Below are 24,134 nucleotides of genomic sequence, written 5' to 3' on the forward strand. Positions count from 1 at the left end.
CGCTCCCCCCGCGCGCGGGAAGGAAGGGAGCGCGCTGCCGCCGGCGCCGCAAGGCGATCCTCGTGCCGCTTTGCCTTCAGCGGACAGTATCAGGGGACGTATCTTGCCGCGATGCCGATCCCCGATCTGGCCCGCGTGGGCGCCTTCCTGGAGGAGGTCGCGAGCGAGCACATGCTGCCGTTCTGGCGGCGCCTCGCTCCGGGCGACGTGACGTCGAAGGCGACGGTCGCCGACCCCGGCGACCTCGTGACGACCGTGGATCTCGCGGTGGAGCGGCGCCTGACCGAGGGCCTGCGCGCGCTCCTGCCCGGGTCGGCGGTGGTCGGCGAGGAGGCGGCGCACGCCGACCCGCGGCTGCTCGACGCGCTCGGCGGCGACGGCTGGATCTGGCTCGTCGATCCGCTCGACGGGACGCGCAACTTCGTCGAGGGCAACGACCGCTTCGGGATCATGGCGGCGCTGGTGAGGGCCTCGGAGCCGCGCGCGGCGTGGATCCACTTGCCGGCGCGGCGACAGACCTTCTGTGCCGAGGAGGGGGCGGGCGCCTTCCTGAACGGCGCGCGCCTCAGCGCCGAGCCCGCGGCCGCCGCCGAGGTGCCGGCGGGCACCATCTACGCGCGCTACATGCCGAGCGAGCTGCGCGCGACCGTGGAGGTCCGCGCGCGGGGCCGGCTGAAGGAGGCGAGCGACGCGGGCAGCTCCTGCATCGAGTACACGAGCGTCGCGCGCGGCGACAAGGACTTCTGCGTCTACTATCGCCTGCTGCCCTGGGACCACGCCCCCGGAGCCCTGATCCTCCGCGAGGCGAACGGCGTGGCCGAGCACCTCGACGGGACGCGCTACGCGCCGACGGACAAGGACCAGGTGACGGTCATCGCCCGGAGCCGGGGCATCGCGGATCGGGTCCGGCAGGTGCTCTCCGCCGGAGACGACGCCGGGCGTGGTGCGTCGGAGGCGCGATGAGCCGCTCGACGCGCCGCGCGCGGCTCAGGGACGGGACGGAGCGATGCGCGCGGGCCCGCGGCGCGCGCGCAGCGCGGCGTCGGCGCTGAACACGGCGAGCCCGGTCCAGATGCAGGCGAAGCTCACCGCCTGGGTGGCCGTGAACGGCTCGCCATAGACCAGCACGGCCAGCAGGAACTGACCGCTGGGCGCGAGGTACTGGAGGAAGCCGAGGGTGGTGAGCGACAGGCGTCGCGCCGCGTTCGTGAACCAGACGAGCGGCAGCGCGGTGATGATGCCGGTGGCGGCGAGGAGGAGGTCGGTGCGGAGATCCACGCGGCCCATGGCGCCGGCGCCATGGGCGTGGAGGGTGGCCAGGTAAGCCGCGCCGAGCGGGGCGACGAACAGGGTCTCCAGCGTGGAGCCCGGGAGCGCGTTGACGGCGACGACCTTCCGCAGCAGGCCGTAGACGCCGAACGTCCCGGCCAGGGCGAGCGCGATCCAGGGGACCGAGCCGGCGCGCGCGGCGAGGTGTACGACGCCCGCGGCGGCGAGGCCGAGCGCGATCCACTGCGCCGGGCGCGGCCGCTCGCGCAGGAAGACCATGCCGAGGAGCACGCTGAGCAGCGGGTTGATGAAGTAGCCGAGGCTCGCGTCGAGCACGCGCCCCACGGCGACGGCGTAGATGAAGAGGACCCAGTTCGCCGAGACGAGCGCGCCGGTCGCCGCCATGGCCCCGACGACGCGCCGGTCGCGGAGCGCCGCGACGAGCGCGCGGAGCTGCCCCGTGGCCAGCGTGAGCGCCGCGAACGCGAGCAGGCTCCACACCGTGCGGTGGGCCAGGATCTCGACCGCGCCAACGTGCCGGAGCTGCTTCCAGAAGACGGGAACGACGCCCCACGCGCTGTAGGCGGCGATGCCGTAAACGACGCCCAAGGCCGCTTCACGGCGGCTCTCGCGAGCGTTCTCGGGCGTGCGCATGAACGGTGATGCCTTCCCGGGCGCGATCCTTCCGGCCCGGCGCAGCCGTCGCGGGGCGCCGCTCGCGTCCAGCCGCGGCGAACATGTCCAGGTTGCTCCCGGATTTCAAGCGTCTTCTGCGGGCGGGCCCGCCGTCATCGCGGGTCGCTCCTCAGCTCCGGCACGAGGACCTCGATCCGGCGGCGGTAGGCCGAGCTCGGGTGCTCCGCGACGAAGCGATCCGCGCGGGCGCGCGCCTCGCCGCCGCGGCCGAGCGCCTTCAAGGCGCCGATCGCGATCACCTCGCGCTCCTGGGAGAGCGCGCCGCCCGGGAAGCGCGCGCGGTGGACGTCGGTGAGCGCGAGCGCCTCGGCGGGGCGCGCGCCGAGCGCGTCCTGCGCGCGCTGCAGCAGGCCGGTCTCCGTCTCGGCGTCGGGCAGCGCCGCCTGCGCCGGGTCCCCCGCGACCTTCGCGTCGGTCGCCGGGGCGGGCGCGCGCGGGGGCGCCGGCGCGCTCGCCGGAGGGCGCGGCGGCTCCGGATCGAGCCCGCGCGGCGGCGGCGCCGCAGGGGGGGCGTCCGCGGGGACCGCCGGCGCTTCCGCGACGGGGGCGGCGGTGGGCGCCGCTTTCGGCGCGGTCGCGACCGCCGCGGCGCGGGGCGGCCCGGGCGGCGGTTGCGAGCGCGACGGCATGAGCCACACGGCCCCGACGAGCACGGCGCCCACGGCCGCGCCGATCGCCAGGCCGGAGAGGACCGTCGGCGGCGCGGCGGCCACGGTTGGAGCGAGCCCCGACGGCGCGGCCGAGCCGCCCGACGGCGCGGCCGAGCCGCCCGACGGCGCGGCCGAGCCGCCCGACGGCCCTGGCCCCCCGAGCGGGAGCCGCGCCGCGAGCCGCGCCAGCCGGACCTCGTCCGGCCCGTCGCGCCGCGCGGCCTCGAGCCCGAGCCGGAGCGCGTCCGGGCTGCCGTCCGCGTCGATCAACCTGGGAAGCTCGTCGCTCATGCGCTGCTCCTCGCGGTCATCCGCGCGGCTTCGGCCGGCGCCGCGACGAGCTCCTGCCGGCGCATCGTCGCCTCGATCTGCGCCCGCGCCGCGCGCAGCCGCGAGTACGCCGTCTGCAGCGGACACCCCGCCGCCTGCGCGATCTCCGCCATCGGCATCTGCTCGATCTCGTACAGGACGAACACGGCGCGCTTGTCGTCGTCGAGCTGATCGAGCGCCGCGTCGAGCCGATCGAGCGCGCGGCGGCGGTCGAGCGTCTCGTCCTGCGGCGCCGCCATGATCTGCTCGGGGACGGTGCCCGCCACCTCCTCGCGCCTCCGGTGCGGTCGCCGCCGGTACTCCGACGCGAGCCGCAGGCAGATGCCGTAGAGCCATGTGCGCAGCGCCGAGCTGCCATCGAAGGTGTCGAGCTTCCGGTGGACCACGAGGAACACCTCTTGGCAGACATCCTCGACGTCGGCGTCGCGAACGCCGAGCCTTCGCAGCACGCGCCACACGTAGGCCGCGTTCTCTTCGAAAATCTGCTGGAGGGTCATCCGGAGGGGCCGAGGCAGCGACGCCCGCGGCCCTCCCTGGATGGCCCGGGGGGCGAGCCTTTATCAAGGAAAGTGAACGTCGAGAACGACGTCGACCGTCCCCGCCAGCGGGGCCGCCCGGAAGACCTGGCGGCCCCTGTCCTGTGCGGCGATGTAGCAAAAAGTGTCCCGCGCGAGCGGTGTCGCACGGAAGGCACGGATCCGACGCGACGAGAGCTGGTGTGAACGGAACAAAGCCTGCGCCGCGCGGAGGATGTTTGGTAGCATGGCCCACACGATGTCCGGCGACAGAAGCGCATCGACAACGACGTTGAACACCACGGCATCGATGCGACTTGGCGCGCCGGCCGCCGGGCGCGTGAGCTCGGGGGCAGGCATCGTGCTGCTCTATGCGCCCAATTACGAGCAGTTTCGCCCGGCGTACAGCCTCTCCGAGTCGGGCTCGGTCCTCGGCCGCGACCCGAGCGCGGACATCTACATACCGACGCGCACCGCGTCGCGCCACCACGCCCGCATCGAGCGGCGCGGGGGCGTCTGGCAGCTCGTCGATCTCGGCGGCCGCAACGGCACGCTGCACAACGGCGAGTTCGTCGCCGAGGCCGTCCTCGCGCACCTCGACGAGATCCGGATCGGCGACGCCATCTTCAAGTTCGTCGAGAGCGACGCTGAGAGCTACGCGCACTACCGCATCGACGGCGCGTATTTCGACGATCCGGACGCGCCGGCGGGGGCTCGGCCGCGCGCCTCGACGAGCCGGATCGTCGGCGGCTACCAGAGCCAGCGCCTCGCCGGGAGCCTGCGCGAGATCGCGCGCAGCGAGCTGTCGGTGCTGATCCTCGGCGAGAGCGGGACCGGAAAGGAGATCTTCGCCGAGCAGCTCCACGACTGGAGCGGCAGGCGCGGGCCGCTCCAGGCCGTCAACTGCGCGGCGATCCCCGCCGCGCTCATCGAGGGGGAGCTCTTCGGGCACCAGCGCGGCGCCTTCTCGGGCGCCGACCGCGACCGGCTCGGCATCCTCCGCGCGGCCCACCAGGGCACGCTCCTGCTCGACGAGATCGGGGATATGCCGCTCGAAGCCCAGGCGAAGCTCCTCCGGGTGATCCAGTCGAAGGAGATCACGCCGCTCGGCGCGTCGCAGCCCGAGCAGGTCGACGTGCGGATCGTCGCCGCCACCCACCGCGATCTCGACGCGCTCCAGCAGACGGGCGCCTTCCGCGCCGACCTGTTCGCTCGCCTGAACGAGCTCCGCATCACCCTGCCGCCCTTGCGCGAGCGCAAGGAAGACATCTTCTCGCTGTGCATCGCGCTCGCGAGGCGCCACGGTCGGCCCGTGGCGCGGCCCAGCATGGCGTTCATGGCGGGCCTGCTCCACCACGATTTCCCCTACAACGTGCGGGAGCTCGAGGCGCTCATCAAGCGCTGGGCCGCGAGGGATCGCGGCGCCGAGCTCGACGTCGAGGACCTCAGCGACGAGATCCGGCGCACGATGCGGGGCTACGGGGCCCGGAGCTCGGCGTCGCAGCCGCCGCCCGCGGACGAGGCCCGCGCCACGCCGATCCCGGACGAGGCGCCGATGCCTGCAGGCGAGGGGGCGTACGCGCCGAGGGCGACGCTGCCGCCGAGGATCTCCCCGGACGAGAAGGTGCTGCGGGAGCTCCTGGTGCAGCGGCGGGGGAACGTCGCCGCGGTGGCGCGCGAGCTCGGGAGAGATCGCGCGCAGGTGCACCGGTGGATCCGGCGGTACAACATGAACGTCGACGACTTCCGCTGATCCGCGCGGCGCGGTGATCGCGGCCGGCTGATCGCGGCCCGGAGGGGCGAGCGGATGGCTCATCTCCGCGCGCGTCGACGCGCGCGGGCGGCAACTTCCGCCGAGCTGGATACGTCCATCGCTGGGGGAAAATGGCGCTGTCGCAGGCGGCGAGCGCAACGCCGAGCCCATGTCCGCGAACGGCGATCGTGAGATGTCACGTGACGAATCGGTCTGCGAGCGTGACATGTCACGATGCGAGCGTGACATGTCACGATGCGAGCGTGACATGATGGTTCATGATCGAAGCATTCATGTTGTCGGCTTGACGTAGATAGGAGCTCGCGCTAGACCGTCAGCGCGAGTCGAGGACGGCCGGAGGGTCTAGGCCGTCGCGAGGAGCCCGGTTCTCGGTCCTCCTGCGAGCGCTCTGCAGGCTCGCGGGGGTCGGTCCGCCACCGATTCGTGGTCCACTCTTTGGATTGTGGAATGAGGGGTATCTCCATGGCGAGAATGCGCGCGTTGAGGGAGCGGTGTGCCGGTTTTTCGGCTCGTTTGACGTTGCCGAGGGTGCTCTTCGCGGGGTCGCTCCTCGTCGGGGCGGTGCTCGCGACGACGACGTCCGACGCCGCGGTGCACGGATCGATCTGCCAGCCTCAGTATGGGACGGACGAGGAGGTCACGAGCCACCTGCTGAGCGGGACCTACGGTTTTCAGGGCGCCTCCCTGCTGTGCCCGGTGCCGATCGAGGCGAACCTCGGATCGGGGACGATCAATTTCTCTGCTGTCGTGGACGATCAGACGGACGATGGGGTTCTGGGCGTCATGTCGTGCCGAGGCCGCGTCTATGACGGGTCGGGGAACGTGCTGGGGACGACCCCCTTCGCGAGCACGACGGGGGTGTTCACCGGCGTCACGACGCTGAATTTCAGCGTCAACATCGGCAGCGGCTCGGCGTCGAACAGCTACGTGGTCGAGTGCGTGCTTCCGCCGGTGCTGGGCGGCACGAGCAGCAACATTCAGTCGGGTGTTCGCTCCGTTCGTGCGTTCTAACCCTTCACCGTCTGGCAAGGCCGTGCGCTACTCAACTATGCTGAGCCTCGTGGCCGTCGCCTGCTCGATCGGCGCGGTGGGGTACGTCGAGCATCGGCTGCGTACGGTCGATCAGGCCACCCTCGCGGCGGTCGGGCCGGGTGGACCTTCCGCCGGAGAGGATCCGGCCGCGCGAGCGCGGGCGATGGATGCTTTCTATCAGGAGCTCAGCGATCGGGTGGAGAGGGAACCTCCGGATCCACGCTGGCGCGCCGAGGCGGAGGAGGAGCTCGGCGCGAAGCTGCGCGAGGCGCTGCCGCGGGAAGTGCAGGTGACCGCGCTCGCGTGCGCGTCGACGCTGTGCCGCCTGGAGCTCTCGCACCCGCAGATGGACACGCTGTCGAGCGCCCTCGTGGAGAAGCTGATCGCGCGCGCCGTCGTCGGCGATATGGGCACCAACTTTCAGCGGTTCCCCGGCCGCACGCGTGTCTACCTGAGCCGTCCACCCGGGTAGCCGCGGCGGCCGGCCCAGGGCGACGCTCGGGCGACCGACCGCATGGGAAGGAGCGCGCCCTCCCCGCCGAGCCCCGCGCCCGCCGGCCCGATGGTGTGGCCCTGCGCGCCGGCGCGCAGCCACGCGGGCAGAACCGCGGCTCACGCCCGGCGGGCGAGCTCTCGTCGCTCGCCGCCCCGCCGCGAGACCAGCGTGGCACCCGCGTTGCTGGCGCGGAGCGCGGCGCCGGGATCTGCGCCGAGCACAGCGAGGTTGAGAATGCGAAGTATCTACTCTGTGGCAGGGCTATGCGCATGCGCAGCGATGATGGTCGCGTGCATGCACAACACGAGCGACGAGACGGAGCCTGGAGAGACACGGCCGGGGGAGACAGAGCCCGAAAAGATGGGATTCGTCACCGTCCAGTGGTCGATCGAGGACAAGACCGACGCCTCTCAATGCAAGGCGTACGGCGCGAGCGCGGTCGAGCTGATGCTCATCGACGCGAAGAACAACCAGGTCACCAGGCAGGTGGTCCCGTGCGAGCGGTTCGACACGAGCGTCCAGGTCACCGCCGCTGACTACGTCGGGACGATCACGCTCGTCGACGAGAACGGTAGGCCGGTCAGCGAACCGCAGCCGGTCGGGCCGTTCGAGGTCTCCGCAACCGAGCAGGCGACGCGCCGGGTCAGCTTCCCCGCCGCCGAGGGGCAGCGGGACAACCAGGGGCAGCGCGGTACGCATCGACCGCGCGACCGGCAACGACGGTAGAAGGCGGGCGGGGGCGCCGCCGGCGCGGCCCCCGGAGCGAGCCAGATCGCGGGCCGAGCCGCCGCGCAGGATCGGGCCGAGCCGCCGCGCCGCCGCCAGACCAGGGGAGCACCGGCGAGACGCCCTCAGCGAGACGCCGTCAGCGAAACGCCGTCAGAGCGGCGAGGGCGCCGCCCGGTCTCGCCGCGCCCCCGCGGAGAGCTCTCGCCCCTCGACCAGCTTCAGGAGCTTCTCCTTCGTGGTCAGCCCCACGTGGCGCGCCACCTCCTTGCCCCCGGCGAACGCGACGACCGTGGGGAGCCCGCGGATGCCGAAGCGGCGGGCGAGCGCCGGGCTCCGGTCGCCGTTCACCGCCACCACCTTCAGGCGACCTGCGCCCTCCTCCTCCACCTTGTGCAGGATCGGCGCGAGCGCGCGGCACGGCGGGCACCACTCCGCGGTGAACTCGACGAGGACGGGCACCCCGGCCTCCAGCACCTCGGCGTCGAAGTCGAGCTCGTTGATCTCGTGGATGGGATTCGTGGACATTGCGCGAGCCTCCATGCCTTGGCAGGTCTCGACGCGGGCATCCATTACAGCGCGCGCCGGTGTAATGTGGGCGCGGCTCGAGACCTGACCTCCGTAGACCATGGAAGCCATCAAGGACGCGGACGACATCCTGGGTCGCGTGTCGCACCTTGTGCGCGTCGAGCGTGCGGCGCTCGCCGCGCTGGCGCGCGCCGAGGGGGTGACGCCCGAGGATGCGGTCGACTGCGTGCAGGAGGGCCTCTGCACGCTGCTCACCGTCGCGCAGCGCGGCGAGCTCCCGGAGGACGCCGGCGCGTGGGGAGGCGTGCTCGCCGGCATGGTGCGGAACGCCGCGCGCAACCGGCGCCGCCGACACTTCCGCGCCCGGCCGCACGAGGACCTCGACGCGCACCCGGAGGCCGCCGGGGTCGTCCCGGCGACCGACGAGGCGATCGCGCGCGCGGAGGAGCACGTGCGCTTGCGCGCGTGCGTCGAGGAGCTCTGCGAGATCCAGAAGGCGGTGGTGACCCTGCGCATGCTCGAGGAGCAGCCGGGGGAGGACGTGGCGCGCGCGCTCGGCATCTCGGCCGGCCACGTCGCGGTCCTCCTGCACCGCGCCAAGGCCGCGCTGCGCGCCTGCATGACGGCGCCGCCCTGATCGCGGCCGATCGCGCGCGGCGCGGCGGCGCTCGGGTCTGCTATGTCTCGGGCGAGACGCCATGAGCTCCTCCCCGCCTGCCTTGCGCATCCTCGCGCCCGACGAGCCGCCTGCGTTCGAGGTGGTGAATCCCCAGGGTCGATCCAGCGCGGTCCTGCTCTGCGATCACGCCTCCAACGCGGTCCCGCGGCGCCTCGCCGAGCTGGGCGCGCAGAAGGAAGCGCTCTGCCAGCACACCGGCTGGGACATCGGCGCGGCGCGCCTCGCGCGGCGCCTGTCCGCCCTCCTCGACGCGGCGCTCGTGCTCTCCGGCTACTCCCGCCTGGTCATCGACTGCAACCGGCCGCTGGGCTCGCCGACCTCCATCCCCGAGATCAGCTGCGGCGTGCCCATCCCCGGCAACGCCATCGACGCCGCGGAGGCCGCGGCGCGCGCGGACGCGTGCTTCTGGCCCTACCACCGCGCCATCGACGCGCTCCTCGACGAGCGGCGCGAGCGCCGGAAGAGCACGGCGATCCTCAGCGTCCACAGCTTCACCCCGTCGATGCCCGGCCAGGACCGGCCCTGGCACGCCGCGGTCCTCTACGGCCGCGATCGGCGGCTCGCCGCGCCGTTCCTCGAGGCGATGCGCCGCGAGCCCGGGCTCTGCGTCGGCGACAACGAGCCGTACCGCGTGACCGAGGGGGGCGATTACGGCATCCCCGTGCACGGCGAGGCCCGCGGCCTGCCGTGCGTGCTCCTCGAGATCCGCCAGGACGGGCTGCTGAGCGACGACGGCGTGGAGGCCTGGGCGCAGCGCCTCGCCGCGATCTACCGGGAGATCGAGCCCGGGCTCTTCCCCGGGGCTGGCGGCGCGTGACCGGGGCCGCGCGCGGCCCCGCCCCCCGCGGGGACCGCCGGGCCGACGTCATTGACAAAAAAAGTTGTCAAGGTTAAGCCTGACGTGTGGCTGACGTTGACGTCGAGATCCGCCGCGGCCACGGCGGCCGTCGAGCTCGTCGAGAGCCGGCGGCTCGCGGAGCTCGGCTCCCGGATCGCGACATTTCGAAAGGAGCCAACATGCCAGTGAAAAAAGACGCGTCCGGCCGCCGGAGCGTCCAAGCGGAGGTCGAGGTCCCCGGCAGCCCCGAGGAGGTGTGGCGAGCCATCGCGACCGGACCCGGGATCTCGTCGTGGTTCGTGCCGAGCGACGTGGAGGAGCGCGAGGGCGGCGCCGCCGTGTCTCACTTCGGCCCGGGCAACAGCATGGACTCGGTGTCGAAGATCACGGCCTGGGATCCGCCGCGCCGGTTCGCCGCCGAGAGCCCGGAGGACATGGGGCCGGGGAGCCCCGCCGTCGCCACGGAGTGGATCGTCGAGGCGCGGTCCGGCGGGAGCTGCGTCGTGCGCGTGGTGCACAGCTGGTTCGCGAGCACCGACGACTGGGACAAGCAGTTCGAAGGTCATGAGCAGGGCTGGGTCGCCTTCTTCCGCATCCTGCGGCTCTATCTCTCCCATTTCCGCGGAGAGCCCAGCGCGGCGCTCCAGGTGATGGGCGCCGGCCCCGCGCCGCTCGCCGCGACGTGGGACGCGCTGGTCGGCCAGCTCGGGCTCGCGGGCGCCGCCGAGGGCCAGCGGGTGAGCACCTCCGCCGGCGCGCCGCCCCTCGCCGGCGTCGTCGAGCGCGCCGGGCCGAGCGAGCATCCGGAGCTGCTCCTGCGGCTCGACGAGCCGGCGCCCGGCATCGCCCACATCTTCGCGCTCCCCATGGCCGGCAAGATCTTCCTGCCGATCCGCCTCTACCTGTACGGCGACCAGGCCAAAGCCGCGGTCGCCCGCGCCGAGCCCTCGTGGCAGGCGTGGATGGCCGAGCGCTTCTCTCCTGGTCCGTGAGCCGGGGAGGCCGCCGAGGCGGAAGGGGCGGGAGCTCCCTGGGGACGCCTGGCGTCGTTCACGCGAGCGCGGCGGCGCTGCGGCGTAGGACCAAGGTCCCATGGCGCGCGGGGCCGCCATGACCCCACCATGGCCGCGACATGCACCGCGAGAGGCGAGCCCTGTGCCCGCCGCTGGAGGTGTATATGCCATCGTCATGACGGCCATGAATCCAAGGTGCCAGCGACTCATCGAGATGCACCTGCAGCACGGCGAGAGCCTCCTGGCTCGCTCCGAGGGGGGAACGTCGGTCGGCTGCGAGCCGCACCCCGATCTGCCGCATCTCTACACCGTCGACGCGGGCCAGCTGGCTCCCGGCGAGCCGTTTCGGTACGTGGTGCGCGGCGCGGACGGGACCGAGAGGGCGGAGCGGTACTTCGCACACTCGCTCGACCAGGGAGGGCCCGTGGACGTGTGGGAGGGGATCCGCGCCGTCGACAACGCCTTTTACACGGCCGAGGTCCAGCGTCACTTCGAGCGACGCGGGTTTGCCGTGGTCCGAGGCGTCCTGTCCGCGGACGTGGTGAGCGCCCTGCGCGCCGTCGTGCACCCCCTGATCGCCGACGTGTGGGGGGAGGACAGGGCGGCCTACCGCGACAAGATCAACCTGGAGAAGGTGCTGCTCCAGGTCCCTTATCTGCTCCAGGCGCTGGCCGAGAAGCTGGGGCCGCTCCTGCGGAGCATCGTCGGGGACGAGGTGTTCCTCGAGTACGAGCAGGTCATGGTGGTGCGCGCGGGCTCATCGTACGCCACCCGGCGCCACCGGGACGTCGACGGCGGCAAGGAAGGCTTCTCCGAGGCGTCCAGGCGCCACAAGGGCTCCGTGCACCTCTGGATCCCCCTCGTCGACATCGAGGAGACGCGAGCGTGCCTCTATGTCTATCCGTTCGACGCGCCGGAGCGGTCCGTCGATGTGACGATGCGGGCCGGCGACGCGCTGTTCCTGCACAACTACGTATGGCACGGGAGCCGCGCCAACGCTTCCGCGGTGGATCGCGCCTCGTGGCTCCTGAACTTCGCGCCCGCGCCCAGCCGCGACGAGGCCAACCCCGGCGCCGATCTCAACCTCCAGATCCTGCGCGGCGGGGCGCCCGCCGATCTCGGCCCCGAGGTGTGCTCCCGGCTGGTCCGGGAGAAGCACGCGTTCTTGAACCTCTTCGATGCGTTCTTCACGTACGATCCGTCACTGAGGCGGATGGTGCACCCGGACAACCGGCGCGCGACGACCCCCACGCGCGACCGCGAGCACCGGGGCTGAATATCGTTCAACATACAGTCGGTGGACCCATCCACCTGGCCTCTGCAGTGATGCGCCGCATAGCTGGAGTCGATCGTGGTCGATTCGGGCGGAATCGACCACGGATATGCGTAGCCGAGCCACAGAGGTACAGAGGGCACAAAGGAAGAGAGAGAAAGGCTATATCTCTGTCCTCTGTGCCTCTGTCGTTCGAATTCTTCTCCACCGCGGTGCCGGAGGCGAGCCTGGGAAAGGCCGTGCGGTGGATGAGCCTGTCGAGGATGACAGGACCGTGACCGGGCGGCTACACGACGGACATACGGCTCGATCCTCGGCCTGCGCGTCGCACGTCGCGGCGCGCGCTCCGCCTGCGCACGGCTGGCCCGCTCGTCGAGAGAGGCGACCGGCGTGGGACCAAAGTCCTATGGACAGCGCTGCACCGGCTGGAGTACAAACCCGACGCCGGATCGGCGAGCGGCGAGGCGGCGCACTTTGCACGATCGACAGGGGCTCTCATTGGCTGATCCGACGGACTACCCCGAGCGCCGCCTGGGGCTGCAGCGGGACAACGGGTTTCTCGAGGTCCGCTTCGAGCGGCACGATCGCACGAGGCCGGTGCACGTCGCGCACCGCTCCCCGTGCCGCATGCTCTTCCCGCGGCAAGAGCCGGACGAGCCGCTGCTCGGGGTGTTCATCACGACCTCCGGCGGGACGGCCGGCGGCGATGTCCTCCGGGTCTCCATCGAGGCGTCCCGCGGCGCCACGGCCACCGTGACGAGCCAGGCCGCCGAGAAGATCTATCCCTCGCTCGGCGCCCCGAGCCAGCTGTCGCTCCGGCTCCGCGCGGAGGAAGGCGCCGAGCTGGAGTGGCTGCCCCAGGAGACGATCCTGTTCAACAGCGCCCGTCTCGAGCGGCGCGTCGAGCTCGACGTCGCGCCCGGCGGGAGCCTCCTGGCGCTGGATCTCGTCGTCTTCGGCCGGCTCGCGCGGGGCGAGCGCTTCACGGCCGGCGCGCTGCACGACGTGTGGCGCCTCCGGCGCGGAGGGCGGCTCACGTGGGCGGACGCGCTCGACCTCTCGGGCGACGTCGCCGCGCAGATCGCGAATCCCGCGGGCTTCGGTGGCGCCACGGCGGCGGGGCTCGTGCTGCTCGTCGCCGACGACGCGGCGGCGTGGGTCGACGAGGCGCGCGCGCGGCTCTCGCGGGGGTCGTCCCGCGCGGGCGTCACGCTCGTCGGCGGGGCGCTCGTGGCCCGGGCGCTCGGCGCGGAGCCGGCGCACGTGCGGCGCGATCTCGCCGATCTGGCTTCGTGGCTCAGGGCGGCGCGCTCGGGGCACCCGGCGCGCATGCCGCGTTTCTGGTCGATCTGAGGAGGAGTCGATGAATCTCACCCCGCGAGAGAAGGACAAACTGCTCATCTCCATGGCGGCGATGGTCGCGCGCCGGCGGCTCGAGCGCGGCGTCAAGCTCAATTACCCGGAGGCGATCGCGCTCATCTCCGACTTCGTGATGGAGGGCGCCCGCGACGGCCATTCCGTGGAGGATCTGATGCGCAGGGGCGCGCGCGTGGTCTTCCTCGAAGACGTGATGGACGGCGTCGCCGAGATGATCCACGACGTCCAGGTCGAGGCGACGTTCCCCGACGGCACGAAGCTCGTCACCGTCCACAACCCGATCGGCCCGCGGCTCGGGGTCATGTCGGCGCCCCAGAACGAGCACGACAAGCCGTAGCGGCGAGGAGGAGGTCCCATGATCCCCGGAGAGATCATCAGCAGAAGAAAAGACCTGATCGTGCTCAACGAACGCAAGCCGAGCGCGACGGTCACCGTCAAGAACACCGGCGATCGGCCGATCCAGGTGGGCAGCCATTACCACTTCTACGAGGCCAACGGGGCGCTCGAGTTCGACCGCGAGAGGGCCCGCGGCATGCGGCTCGACATCCCGGCCGGCACGGCGAGGCGCTTCGAGCCGGGCCAGACGTACGAGGACGTGCCCCTGGTGGCCTACGGCGGCGACCGCGTCGTCGTGGGGTTTCAGGGCAAGATCAACGGTTCACTCTAGGAGACCCGGGCGATGCCTTCCACGATCACTCCCTTCAACTACGCGAGCCTGTACGGCCCGACCGTCGGCGACAAGGTGAGGCTCGCCGACACCGACCTCTTCATTGAGGTCGAGCACGACCTCACCGCCCTCCACGGCCATGGAGAGGAAGTCTCGTTCGGGGGCGGCAAGGTCATCCGCGACGGCATGGGCCAGTCGCAGAGGACGCGGGCCGAGGGCGCCGTCGACACGGTGATCGTGAGCGCCCTCATCCTCGACCACTGGGGCATCGTCAAGGCGGACATCGGCCTCAAGGACGGCCGGATCGCCGCCATCGGCAAGGCCGGCAACCCCGACGTGCAGGACGGCGTGACCATCGTCATCGGCCCCGGCACCGAGGTGATCGCGGGCGCCGGGAAGATCGTCACCGCCGGCGGCATCGACACGCACATCCACTTCATCTGCCCGCAGCTCGTCGAGGAGGCGCTCTGCTCGGGCCTGACCACGCTGATCGGCGGAGGCACCGGGCCGGCGGCGGGCACGACCGCGACGACGTGCACGCCCGGCCCCTTCCACCTCCGGCGCATGCTCCAGGCCGCCGAGGCGCTGCCGATCAACATCGGCCTGTTCGGCAAGGGGAACACGAGCCGGCCCGCCGGCATCATCGAGCAGATCGAGGCTGGCGCCTGCGGGCTGAAGCTCCATGAGGACTGGGGCAGCACGCCCGCGGCCATCGACAACTGCCTCTCCGTGGCCGACGCGTACGACGTCCAGGTGGCGATCCACTCCGACACGCTGAACGAGGGCGGCTTCGTCCAGGATACGATCCGGGCCTTCAAGGGCCGGACGATCCACTCGTTCCACACCGAGGGGGCCGGGGGCGGCCACGCGCCCGACGTCATCGCGCTGGTCGGGGTGCACAACGTGCTGCCGGCGTCCACGAACCCGACCCGGCCGTTCACCAAGAACACGGTCGCCGAGCACCTCGACATGCTCATGGTCTGTCATCACCTCAAGAAGGACATCCCGGAGGACGTGAAGTTCGCCGAGAGCCGCATCCGGAAGGAGACGATCGCCGCCGAGGACATCCTGCACGACCTCGGCGCCATCTCCATCATGTCGAGCGACAGCCAGGCGATGGGGCGCATCGGCGAGGTCGTCCTGCGGACCTGGCAGACCGCCGACAAGATGAAGCGACAGCGCGGCAGGCTGCCGGAGGAGAAGCAGAACAACGACAACTTCCGCGCCAAGCGGTATGTCGCGAAGTACACCATCAACCCGGCCATCGCCCAGGGCGTCAGCCGGCACATCGGGTCGGTCGAGGTCGGCAAGCTCGCCGATCTCGTGATCTGGTCGCCGGCCTTCTTCGGGGTCAAGCCGGACATGGTGCTCAAGAGCGGCTCGATCGTCATGGCGCCGATGGGCGATCCCAACGCGGCGATCCCGACGCCGCAGCCCGTGCACTACCGGCCGATGTACGCGGCCTATGGCCGGAGCGCGATCGAGAGCTCGGTCCTGTTCGTCAGCCAGGCGTCGCTCGCGCGCGGGGTCGGGGCGGCCGCGGGGCTGTCGCGCCCGCTCGTCGCGGTGGAGAACACCCGGTCCGGGATCTCGAAGGCGAGCATGATCCACAACAGCGCCACGCCGCGCATCGAGGTCGACCCGGAGCACTACACCGTGAAGGCCGACGGCGAGCTGCTCACCTGCGAGCCGGCGGAGGTGCTCCCCATGGCCCAGCGCTACTTCCTGTTCTGACATGCGACGCGCCATCCAGGTCATCCCCCGCGGGAGCACGCCCGAGACCGCCGCCGAGGCGCGCGTGACGCTCGCCTACGACGACCGACACCGCCGGCGGATCCGGCTCGCGACCGACGCGGGGTGGGAATTCCTGCTCGATCTACCGGAGGCGACCGTGCTCGGCGACGGGGACGGCCTTCGCCTCGAGGACGGCGGCTGGCTCCTGGTCCGCGCGGCGGACGAGGAGCTCGTCGCGGTCACGTGCCGCGAGGCGACGGATCTGCCGCGCATCGCCTGGCACATCGGCAACCGTCATATCCCGGCCGCCTTCGACGGCGCGCGGATCCTCATCCGGTACGATCACGTGATCGTCGACATGGTCCGGGGGCTCGGCGCCGAGGCGACGCCGCTCCGCGCGCCGTTCACGCCGGAGCGCGGCGCGTACGACCAGAAGGCGCCTCACGGGCATGGGCACTCGCACGCTCACGAACATGGGCATTCCCATGGGCACGGGCACTCTCATGCTCACGAGCATGACCACGCCCATTCCCACGATCATGGGCACTCCCATGCTCACGAGCATTCGCACGACCATGATCACGGGCACGCTCACGATCATGGACACCCCCACGCACACGGGCATTCGCACGATCACGGGCGCGGACACAGGTGATCGCCGTGGGTGAGGGCGCGCTCTATCGCCTGATGAGCTGGATGTCGCCGGCCTACCCGGTCGGCGGCTTCAGCTACAGCCACGGCCTGGAGTGGGCGGTCGAGGCAGGCCTTTTGCGCACGGCCGAGCAGCTCCGGGTCTGGGTCGCGGCGATCCTCGGCGAGGGCTCTGGCCGGGTCGACGCGGCCCTCCTCGCGGCCGCCTACCGCGCGGAGCACGACCGGGAGCTCGACGAGGTGGCCGAGCTCGGGGCGGCGCTCCGGGGCACCCGCGAGCTCGCGCTGGAGAGCGCGCAGCAGGGGGCCGCGTTCCTCGCCATCACGCGCGCCGCCTGGCCGCACCCGCGCCTCGACGCCTTCGCGGAGCGCCACGCCGGCGAGGCCCCGTTCCCGGTCGCGGTCGGGCTCGCCGCGGCCGCGCACGGTGTCCCGCTCGACCCGACGCTGACGGCGTACCTGCACGCCTTCGGCTCCAGCCTCGTCTCGGCGGGCATCCGCCTGGTCCCGCTCGGCCAGACGGACGGCCAGCGCGTCGTGGCGGCGCTCCAGCCGATCATCGTCGACGCCGCCCGGCGCGCCCGCGACACGCCGCTCGACCGCATCGGCGCCGCGACGCCGGGGGTCGATCTCTCGTCGATGCACCACGAAACCCAACACACGAGGTTGTTTCGATCATGACAGCAAGCACTCACGGTCCCCTCCGCGTCGGTATCGGAGGGCCGGTCGGCTCCGGCAAGACGGCGCTCGTCGATCGCCTCTGCAAGCGCATGCGCGACGAGTGGCGCGTCGCCGTGGTCACCAACGACATCTACACGAAGGAAGACGCCGAGTTCCTGACCCGCTCGGGCGCGCTCAGCCCCGAGCGCATCGTCGGCGTGGAGACCGGCGGCTGCCCCCACACGGCGATCCGCGAGGACGCCTCGATCAACCTGGCGGCCGTCCGCGAGATCGCGCAGCGCCTCGCCCCGCTCGACCTCGTGTTCGTCGAGTCCGGCGGGGACAACCTGGCGGCGACCTTCTCGCCGGAGCTCGCCGATCTGACCCTCTATGTCATCGACGTGTCGGCCGGCGACAAGATCCCGCGCAAGGGCGGCCCCGGGATCACCCGGTCGGACCTGCTCATCATCAACAAGATCGACCTCGCGCCCATGGTCGGCGCGAGCCTCGAGGTGATGGACCGGGATGCCCGGAAGATGCGGGGCGACAGGCCGTTCCTCTTCACCAACTTGAAGGCGAACAAGGGGGTCGAGGAGATCGCCGCCTTCATCGTGAAGAAGGGCGGCCTCGAGCCCAAGAGCCTCGCCTCCGTGGGCGGCTGAAGGGCGAGCGAGAAATCAACCGCCGAGGCGCCAAGGACGCCGAGATAGGATTCTCTTCTTGGCGTTCTTGGCGGTTCGAGGTCCGCGACGTCCTTCATCCCGATCTCGTGAACGTCGTGCCGGACCAGCACCGAGCGCAGCGCGGGAGCGAGTCGGCTAGCTCCCTACCGCGGCCCGCCGCCCGATCCAGCGCCCGCCGCGAGCGCCGCCTCGAGCTTCGGGTACTGCGCGATCAGCGCGTCGAGGCGCATCTTCCTGAAGTCGTACGCGACCTCGATCGTCTCGCCGAGCTTCAGGGTCTTGTCGCGCATGAGCAACCCCCCCGTCTCGTGCTTGGGCCACGCCACGTCGCCCTCCGGCGTACCCTTGCTCGCGAAGGAGAACCAGTACTTGCTGACCTTCTCGGACATCGCCCGATCGGCCGCGGTGAACCTGGGTTTGATGCCCCCGAACGGGAAGATCATCTCGCCGCCGTGCGGGACGCCGTGGGGCTGGTCTTGGCGGTCCCCCTCGGGCACGTAGCTGAAGTAGTACCACCGCGTCTCGGCCGCCTTCGAGTGCTTGTCCGCGAGCCACCGGGCCTGCGCGGTGAACAGCATGTCGCGCAGCACCAGGCCGGCGAAGCGGCTCGGGTCCTTGAGGTCCTCCTCGGTCACCTCGGGGTCGCTGCGGTAAAGACCCTTGAGCTGTTCCAGCGCGTTCTCGGCGTCCTCCCCGCCCGCGTCGATGATCATCTGCATGATCTCCGCCGGGTTCATGCCGAACGCGTCGAGGACGCTCGCCTCGTCGCTGTTGGTGCCGACGATGAGCGGCTTTTTCGCCTGCTCGCCGGCCTCAAAGGTCGCCCTGAGCCCCGTCGGCAGGACCGTGTCGCCGCGCACCGGGCTCGGCCCCAGGAACGGCACCTGGCCGCGCGGGTTCTCCGGGGTCGGCATGAACTTCTCGCTGAACTTCTCGGCCGGCACCGCCCGCAGCTCCTCGGCCGTGGCCTGCGCGCCATTGAGCCCGAACAGCCCGGAGGCGACCTTCACGCCGAGCTCCGACGCCTTCACCCGGGTCTGCTCCGGGATCGCATAGGGGCTCTGCGCGATGCCCTTGTGGAACAGGGCCGGGCTCCTGTCCCTCGAGAGCGGGGAGGCGAACAGGGCAAGGACGCTCTCGGCCCCCGCGGATTGACCGAAAATCGTGACATTGCCCGGGTCGCCGCCGAACGCCGCGATGTTGCGCTGCACCCATTCCAGCACGGCGATCTGATCGAGCAGGCCGAAGTTGACCGGCCCGAGCTCCCTGTCCAGGCCCGGATGGGCGAAGAACCCGAGCAGGCCCACGCGGTAGTTGAAGGTCACCACCACCGCGCCCTTCCTGGCCAGCGGACCCCCGCCGTAGATCTTGTCGCTGCCGACGCCGATCTTGAAGGCGCCGCCGTGGATCCACACCATGACGGGCTTGAGCGCGCCGGGGTCCACGCCGCTCGTCCAGACGTTCAGGTAAAGGCAATCCTCGCTCTGCGGACCCACGCTGCCCGCGCCATCCATCGAGGGATAGGTGGGCTGGAGACAGGCCAGGCCGAAGGTGTCGGCCTTGCGGGTCTCCTTCCAGCGCTCGACCGGCTGGGGCTCCTTCCAGCGCAGGTCGCCCACGGGCGGCCTGGCGTATGGAATGCCCTTGAACACGAGGATCTCGCTCTCGACGACGCCCTGGACCGGGCCCTCTACTGTGTTGATGATCGGCGTGCTGTTGCTCGTCATGGACTCGCCTCCTTGGAATTCGATGGTTGCTCGTCTGGCGCGCCGAGGCGCGCTCCCGTGAAAGCTGGGGAGATGGACCGCGCGCGCCGCGGCCGGCGGAGCGCACGTCCCGGGCGGCAGCGCGCTCAAGGGCGCGATCCCTGCATGGGAATCGATGCCTCCGCGCACCGTCGCGCGGCCCGCTGGATCTAGTCCCGGGAGCTGGGATCGCGCCATGGGACCTTGGTCCCATAGGCGCGTCGCAGGCAGACGATGTGATGTGTCGGGAAGGGCTGGCTCACGAGGCGCTACGAGAGCGCGGAGCCGGCGCCGAGTCTCGGGGCTGGGGGGATGGGGCGGGAAGCGCGCGCCGCGACCGCGGCCGCGCGGATCAGGCGTCCTGCACGACGACGCGGTTCATGCGGATCGGCGTCACGGGCCGGTCGCTCCCGTCGGTGGGCGACTTCTCGATCTTGTGCACGACGTCCATGCCCTCGATCACGCGGCCGAACACGGGGTGCTTCGAGGGGCCGGGCGTGAACCAGTCGAGGTAGGCGTTGTGGACCGTGTTGATGAAGAACTGGCACGAGCCGCTGTTGGGGGAGCCCGTGTTGGCCATGGAGAGCGTGCCGGGCTCGTTCGAGAGCTTGGCGCCGGCCGGGTGCTCGTCCTTGATGCAGCCGTCGGGCCCGTCGCCCGTGCCCGCCAGCCGGCTCTTCGGATCGCGGCTGTGCGGGCAGCCGAACTGGAGCATGAAGCCGTCGATGACGCGGTGGAAGTGCAGCCCGTCGTAAAACCCGCTCTTCGCGAGCTTGAGGAAGTTTCCGGCGGTGACGGGCATCTTGTCGACGTAGAGCTCGATCTTGATGTTGCCCAGGGAGGTCTCGAGGAGCGCGGTGGGGTTGGCCATGGGCGAGAGGGTAGGTGAAAGCGTGGGCGGGCGGCAAGCGCGGGGAGCGCGCCCCCAGCTGGCCCCGGTGCCTCCGAGGCCGCCATGAGCTCCCCTGCCGGCGCCGCCCGCAGCTCCTCGGCCGTGGCGTGCTGCCGCTCCGCCTGACAGCCCCGAGGCGGCCTCGACGCCGAGCCCGGCCCGCGCCCGCCGCGGCCTCCCGCGGGCCGCCCGGCCGCTACCGGGGGCTGGCCGTCGGCGCCTCCGGCTCGGCGTCGGCGAACCGCTCTTCCAGCCACCTCGTCAGGCTCGGGAGGTCCGTGTCCATCAGGCCGAAGTGAAAGCCGAGCTCGACCGGATCGTGCGTCGCGGAGACCTCTTCGTACTCCTTGTAGGTCACGTTGACGGGGCCGTTCAGCGCGGCGAGCTGGTGGTGGAGCGTCCTCGTGAAGTCCGCCCGGATGCGTTGATCCTTCGCGGCCTGGGAGATCCGGATCGGGGCGAGGATGCGGAGGGCGGGGTTCATCAGCTCGAGCTGGTCGAAGAACGCCTTCTTGCTGGGGTTCGGCTCCGGGCGCAGCTGCTCGTTCCCCTTGAGCCCGCCCCAGGAGTCCTCCTTGGCCAGCTCGACGCGCGCCCGCTCGTGGATGTGGTGCCACACGCTGTACGCCTTCACCGTGAGGAGCTCCTCCGGATTGATGTTCGGGTTGCCGGCGATGGCGCCCGCCAGGAACAGCGCGGTGAAGGCGAAGCCCGGCTGCGCGTAGTCCAGGGTGGTGCCGGCGGCGACGAGGAGGTGGACCCCAGAGGCAGGGGCCATCGCCGCGACCCCGCGCAGGTCGAGATCGGGCGTCCAGATCGGGGCGTGGTGCGCGCCGAACAGCGCCGCCTGGCCGCCCTGCGAGTGGCCCACGATCGCCAGCTTCCTCGAGAGCTCCGCGGGGAAGAGCCGGCGCGCGGCGAGCGCGATGTCGAGGATGCCGTGCGCCTGGGACTCGCCGAGCAGGTACGGGTGCAGCCCGTCGGTGCCGAGCCCCTCGTAGTCGGTCATCGCCACGGCCCAGCCCCTGTCCAGGAACGCGCTGAGGAGCCCGTGCGGGTACTCGTTCCAGGGGTGCGCCGGCGACGTGACCGTGTCGCGCGACGGCGCGCACGTGTCCGCGCAGCCCACCGTCCCGTGCGCCCAGCTCACGATCGGATAGCCGCCCTCCGGGGCGGGCTTGCGAGGCAGCGCGACGATGCCGGAGACCGCGATCGGCTTGCCGTGGACATCTCTCGATCGGTAGAGCACGAGCTGGTTGAGCCGCGCCGACGCGATCGCCGCCTCGCCCGAGAGCGGGCGGGACCAGATCACCTCGCCGTGCTCGCCCTCGAGCAGCGACTGTGGCGGATGGTAGAAGGTGTCGTCCTCGGGGACTGTCACGCTGGTCGTCATGGCTTCCTCTCCGGGGCAAGTGAATCGATGCCTCCGCGCACCGTCGCAGGGCCGGCCGTTTGTCGCGGGCCGGCCGTTTGTAGAATCGAGCGCCGGGCCTCGCCATGGGACCTTGGTCCTAGGGAGGCCAGCGCGGCGCGCAGGGGGTCGGGGGATCCCCCCTTCCGGCGCGGGCGCATCTGGGCCTGACCGTTCGAGCTGCGTCGGCGATGGCTGCTCCCCGCATGTGCTTGCGTGCCGCGCGCTGGCTCGGCGATGAACGGGGATGGCATCGGCGGCATCCATGAGACCATGCACATGAAACGGCTCGATCTTGTCGCGGCACCTCTCGTCGCTCTCCTCGGTTGCTCCGACGCGGGGGGAGGGGGCTCCGGCGGAGCTGCTCCCGGGACGGCGACCGGCGCGGAGGGCGGCACCGGCGGCGGTGGCGGCCTTGGCGGCACCGGCGGTGATGGCGGCCTCGGCGGCACCGGAGGCACCGGCGGCGCCGGTGGCACCGGCGGCTCCGGCGGCTCCGGCGCCGCCCTGGGCCCGTGCGGCACCGGCCGCCTGGCGCTCGGCTCTCCGAACGCCTTTCTCGATATCGGTCACCACAAACACCTCTCCCGGCTCTTCCTCTCCGGAAACCGCGTCCTGGGCTGGGACTACGATCGCTGGATCCTCTGGGATACGGACGCCCGCGCCGCCATCGCCGACGGCCACGCGCCGGGCGGCACCTTCTTCGATGATCCGATGTCAGGAGCCCCGCCGCGCGAGCTGCCGGGGGGCGTGGAGCTCCGCGGAGACATCGTGCTGATCCAGACGGACCCTCAGCACGCCTTCGAGCTGCGCAGCGCCGCCGACGGGTCCCTGCTGGCCTCCGTCACCGCGGAGTACGACGAGGCGGGGCTCGCGACCGACGGGAGCTACGTCTGGACGCGCAGGTATTCTGGCAACATCATCACCCTCTGGAGCACCGCGGGGGTCGAGCGCTGGTCCGTGGCGGCGAGCTACCACGGAGCCCTCTACGCGGCGCCGGACGCGCTGCGCATCGCAGTGGGGGGCGACCACGGCGTCATCGTGCTCCCCGCCGACGGCTCGCCTCCCACGGTCACCCCCGCCTTCTCGGGCACGTTCCACGCCTGGTTCCAGGATGGAGAGCGGTTTCTCACCACCACCGGCACCACGGTGCGCGTGTACTCGAAGGCCGCGACCCAGGAGAGCATCGTCAACCTGCCGTCGACCCGTAATCTCGGGGGGACGCGCGACTACTTCTGGACCTTCGAGGACAGCAGATCGGGCTACCCGCTCACGATCTATCGCGTCGGGGGCGGCGTCGTCCCCGCCGCCGAGTACGCCTACGGGAGCGACTACAAGCTCGTGCCGAACGAGCGCGCGATCGGCATGCTCCGCGGAGAATGGCCGGAGCTCGACGTCATCGATCTGGGCGGCGCCGAGGTGACCCGGAGCGAGCACGACATGCCGATGATCTACAACACCAGCATCCACATCGACCAGGACCTGCGCTGGGTGGCCTCGAGCTCGTACGGCGTGATCTCGCTGAAGGGCATCCTCACCGATCCGGAGGATCCGGGGCTGCTCGGCTGCGGCTGGATCACCGCCCTCGGAGGCTCTCGATCGGGGCATGCGGCCGTCGCGACGTCTTCGGGGAAGACCTTCATCTACGACACGGCCGCGCTCGACGCGGGGCCCTGGGCGGCCATCCCGTTCTTCACCTCAAAGGTGATGCTCTCGGCGGACGGCAGCCTGCTCGCGGCGCGTGCCTATGGCGCCGCGTCGAGCGTCGTGGACTACTCTCTCCGGCTCTTCTCCCTGCCGGACGGCGCGGAGCGCGCCTCGCTGTCGCGCGACGTGCGGGCGATGGACTTCTCGATGTCCCTCGATGGCGCCGTGCTCGGTCGCACCTACGCCTCGAGCACCACCAGGTACCAGCGCATCGTGAGCGACTGGTCGGGCGAATCGGTGGTTTTCCAGGACACCAGGCGTGCGCCGACGCCGTTCGTCTCCCCCGACGGCCGCCACTTCGTCGTGACCGATGATCTCGCCGAGAATGGCTGCGGGTTCACGCAGATCTACGAGGGCAGCGCGCTCGTCAACGCGGTGCCCGGCTGCGCGGTCGGCTGGGTCGACGATACCCGCGTGCTCGTCCAGACCTACGTCCAGGATCGCAACACGCCTCGCTGGAACTACAAGGCATCGACGATCTACGACGAGCTGGGCAACGTCGTCGGCACGCCGTCGCTGCCGAGGCTCCCTGTCGACACCGAGGACTACTACGGGATTCAGCCGGTCTCGGCGACGGTCTTCTACTCGCGCGGCGACGGCGTCTTCTACGACATCGAGACGGGGGCGGCGGTCGCGACCTTCGGGGGGGTGCGGAACGCCGTCGCCGGCGCCTTCCTCGTCCACGGGTGCGGCTACAACGTCTGCGCGACGCCCTACTGAGCGGGTCGCCACGGCGGCGCGGGGGGGCCGCGCGCAGGCAGGCGGCGGCGCGGCGGACCTGGTAGGCG

The 24,134-nt window shown here is 71.4% G+C and carries 25 protein-coding genes; 17 read left to right on the top strand and 8 right to left on the bottom strand.

Features of this window, described 5'->3' with window-relative positions; genetic code table 11:
* Positions 1-111 precede the first annotated feature (111 nt).
* Entirely contained in the window at positions 112-963 is an 852-nt protein-coding gene (locus tag WMF33_RS13395; RefSeq protein WP_437337500.1) for an inositol monophosphatase family protein, read from the top strand.
* A gap of 24 nt (positions 964-987) precedes the next feature.
* On the opposite strand, the gene rarD is transcribed toward WMF33_RS13395, so the two are convergent.
* The 4 genes from rarD to WMF33_RS13415 form a co-directional block, all read right to left on the bottom strand.
* Positions 988-1,878, bottom strand: coding sequence for an EamA family transporter RarD (gene rarD, locus WMF33_RS13400; protein ID WP_437337501.1), 891 nt, complete (start codon positions 1,876-1,878; stop codon positions 988-990).
* 179 nt (positions 1,879-2,057) lie between these two features.
* A complete protein-coding gene (locus tag WMF33_RS13405) occupies positions 2,058-2,906 on the bottom strand; it encodes a hypothetical protein (RefSeq protein WP_437337502.1) in 849 nt (282 codons plus the stop codon).
* Entirely contained in the window at positions 2,903-3,442 is a 540-nt protein-coding gene (locus WMF33_RS13410; RefSeq protein ID WP_437337503.1) for an RNA polymerase sigma factor, read from the bottom strand. The genes WMF33_RS13405 and WMF33_RS13410 overlap by 4 nt, the downstream gene beginning before the upstream one ends.
* Positions 3,443-3,505: 63 nt before the next feature.
* Positions 3,506-3,820, bottom strand: a complete 315-nt coding sequence (locus tag WMF33_RS13415) for a hypothetical protein (RefSeq protein WP_437337504.1) — start codon at positions 3,818-3,820, stop codon at positions 3,506-3,508.
* Between the two features lies 1 nt (position 3,821).
* Between WMF33_RS13415 and WMF33_RS13420 the strand changes: the two genes are divergently transcribed.
* The 4 genes from WMF33_RS13420 to WMF33_RS13435 all read left to right on the top strand — a co-directional run bounded on the left by WMF33_RS13420 (position 3,822) and on the right by WMF33_RS13435 (position 7,488).
* Entirely contained in the window at positions 3,822-5,213 is a 1,392-nt protein-coding gene (locus WMF33_RS13420) for a sigma 54-interacting transcriptional regulator (protein ID WP_437337505.1), read from the top strand.
* 534 nt (positions 5,214-5,747) lie between these two features.
* Entirely contained in the window at positions 5,748-6,245 is a 498-nt protein-coding gene (locus WMF33_RS13425; RefSeq protein ID WP_437337506.1) for a hypothetical protein, read from the top strand.
* Positions 6,246-6,267: 22 nt separating this feature from the next.
* Entirely contained in the window at positions 6,268-6,738 is a 471-nt protein-coding gene (locus WMF33_RS13430; RefSeq protein ID WP_437337507.1) for a hypothetical protein, read from the top strand.
* Positions 6,739-7,122: 384 nt separating this feature from the next.
* Positions 7,123-7,488 carry a hypothetical protein gene (locus WMF33_RS13435; protein WP_061629219.1) on the top strand — a complete coding sequence of 122 codons (366 nt, stop codon included), beginning with the start codon at positions 7,123-7,125 and terminating at the stop codon, positions 7,486-7,488.
* 153 nt (positions 7,489-7,641) lie between these two features.
* Here the strand turns inward: WMF33_RS13435 and WMF33_RS13440 are convergent, their stop codons facing one another.
* Positions 7,642-8,016, bottom strand: a complete 375-nt coding sequence (locus WMF33_RS13440) for a thioredoxin family protein (protein WP_437337508.1) — start codon at positions 8,014-8,016, stop codon at positions 7,642-7,644.
* 100 nt (positions 8,017-8,116) lie between these two features.
* Between WMF33_RS13440 and WMF33_RS13445 the strand changes: the two genes are divergently transcribed.
* The 11 genes from WMF33_RS13445 to ureG all read left to right on the top strand — a co-directional run bounded on the left by WMF33_RS13445 (position 8,117) and on the right by ureG (position 17,570).
* Positions 8,117-8,653 (top strand): RNA polymerase sigma factor, encoded by a 537-nt coding sequence (locus tag WMF33_RS13445; protein ID WP_020734746.1) that lies wholly within the window; start codon positions 8,117-8,119, stop codon positions 8,651-8,653.
* A 61-nt stretch (positions 8,654-8,714) separates the two neighbouring features.
* Complete coding sequence (locus WMF33_RS13450) at positions 8,715-9,512, top strand: N-formylglutamate amidohydrolase (protein WP_437337509.1); 798 nt, start codon at positions 8,715-8,717, stop codon at positions 9,510-9,512.
* Between the two features lie 200 nt (positions 9,513-9,712).
* Positions 9,713-10,525, top strand: a complete 813-nt coding sequence (locus WMF33_RS13455; protein ID WP_437337510.1) for an SRPBCC family protein — start codon at positions 9,713-9,715, stop codon at positions 10,523-10,525.
* Positions 10,526-10,721: 196 nt separating this feature from the next.
* The gene (locus WMF33_RS13460; protein ID WP_437337511.1) at positions 10,722-11,822 is read left to right on the top strand and encodes a phytanoyl-CoA dioxygenase family protein; all 1,101 of its coding nucleotides are present in this window, start codon (positions 10,722-10,724) and stop codon (positions 11,820-11,822) included.
* Between the two features lie 495 nt (positions 11,823-12,317).
* Positions 12,318-13,172 (top strand): urease accessory protein UreD, encoded by an 855-nt coding sequence (locus WMF33_RS13465; protein WP_437337512.1) that lies wholly within the window; start codon positions 12,318-12,320, stop codon positions 13,170-13,172.
* Between the two features lie 10 nt (positions 13,173-13,182).
* Complete coding sequence (locus WMF33_RS13470) at positions 13,183-13,533, top strand: urease subunit gamma (RefSeq protein ID WP_437337513.1); 351 nt, start codon at positions 13,183-13,185, stop codon at positions 13,531-13,533.
* Positions 13,534-13,551: 18 nt separating this feature from the next.
* A complete protein-coding gene (locus WMF33_RS13475; RefSeq protein ID WP_437337514.1) occupies positions 13,552-13,863 on the top strand; it encodes an urease subunit beta in 312 nt (103 codons plus the stop codon).
* Between the two features lie 12 nt (positions 13,864-13,875).
* On the top strand, positions 13,876-15,597 hold the full coding sequence (ureC, locus tag WMF33_RS13480; protein ID WP_437337515.1) for an urease subunit alpha: 1,722 nt from the start codon (positions 13,876-13,878) through the stop codon (positions 15,595-15,597).
* Between the two features lies 1 nt (position 15,598).
* The gene (locus WMF33_RS13485; RefSeq protein ID WP_437337516.1) at positions 15,599-16,252 is read left to right on the top strand and encodes an urease accessory protein UreE; all 654 of its coding nucleotides are present in this window, start codon (positions 15,599-15,601) and stop codon (positions 16,250-16,252) included.
* A complete protein-coding gene (locus WMF33_RS13490) occupies positions 16,249-16,929 on the top strand; it encodes an urease accessory protein UreF (protein ID WP_437337517.1) in 681 nt (226 codons plus the stop codon). The genes WMF33_RS13485 and WMF33_RS13490 overlap by 4 nt, the downstream gene beginning before the upstream one ends.
* Positions 16,926-17,570 carry an urease accessory protein UreG gene (ureG, locus tag WMF33_RS13495; RefSeq protein WP_437337518.1) on the top strand — a complete coding sequence of 215 codons (645 nt, stop codon included), beginning with the start codon at positions 16,926-16,928 and terminating at the stop codon, positions 17,568-17,570. The genes WMF33_RS13490 and ureG overlap by 4 nt, the downstream gene beginning before the upstream one ends.
* A gap of 164 nt (positions 17,571-17,734) precedes the next feature.
* On the opposite strand, the gene WMF33_RS13500 is transcribed toward ureG, so the two are convergent.
* The 3 genes from WMF33_RS13500 to WMF33_RS13510 form a co-directional block, all read right to left on the bottom strand.
* Positions 17,735-19,318 carry a carboxylesterase/lipase family protein gene (locus WMF33_RS13500; protein WP_437337519.1) on the bottom strand — a complete coding sequence of 528 codons (1,584 nt, stop codon included), beginning with the start codon at positions 19,316-19,318 and terminating at the stop codon, positions 17,735-17,737.
* A gap of 370 nt (positions 19,319-19,688) precedes the next feature.
* Complete coding sequence (locus WMF33_RS13505; RefSeq protein ID WP_061629217.1) at positions 19,689-20,207, bottom strand: peptidylprolyl isomerase; 519 nt, start codon at positions 20,205-20,207, stop codon at positions 19,689-19,691.
* 217 nt (positions 20,208-20,424) lie between these two features.
* Positions 20,425-21,621 (bottom strand): lipase family protein, encoded by a 1,197-nt coding sequence (locus WMF33_RS13510; RefSeq protein WP_437337520.1) that lies wholly within the window; start codon positions 21,619-21,621, stop codon positions 20,425-20,427.
* A gap of 297 nt (positions 21,622-21,918) precedes the next feature.
* On the opposite strand from WMF33_RS13510, the gene WMF33_RS13515 reads away from it, so the two are divergent.
* Positions 21,919-24,066, top strand: a complete 2,148-nt coding sequence (locus tag WMF33_RS13515) for a hypothetical protein (protein WP_437337521.1) — start codon at positions 21,919-21,921, stop codon at positions 24,064-24,066.
* The last annotated feature ends 68 nt before the right edge of the window (positions 24,067-24,134 follow it).

The sequence above is a fragment of the Sorangium sp. So ce394 genome (assembly GCF_051474665.1).
Taxonomy (GTDB): Bacteria; Myxococcota_A; Polyangia; order Polyangiales; family Polyangiaceae; genus Sorangium; species Sorangium cellulosum_D.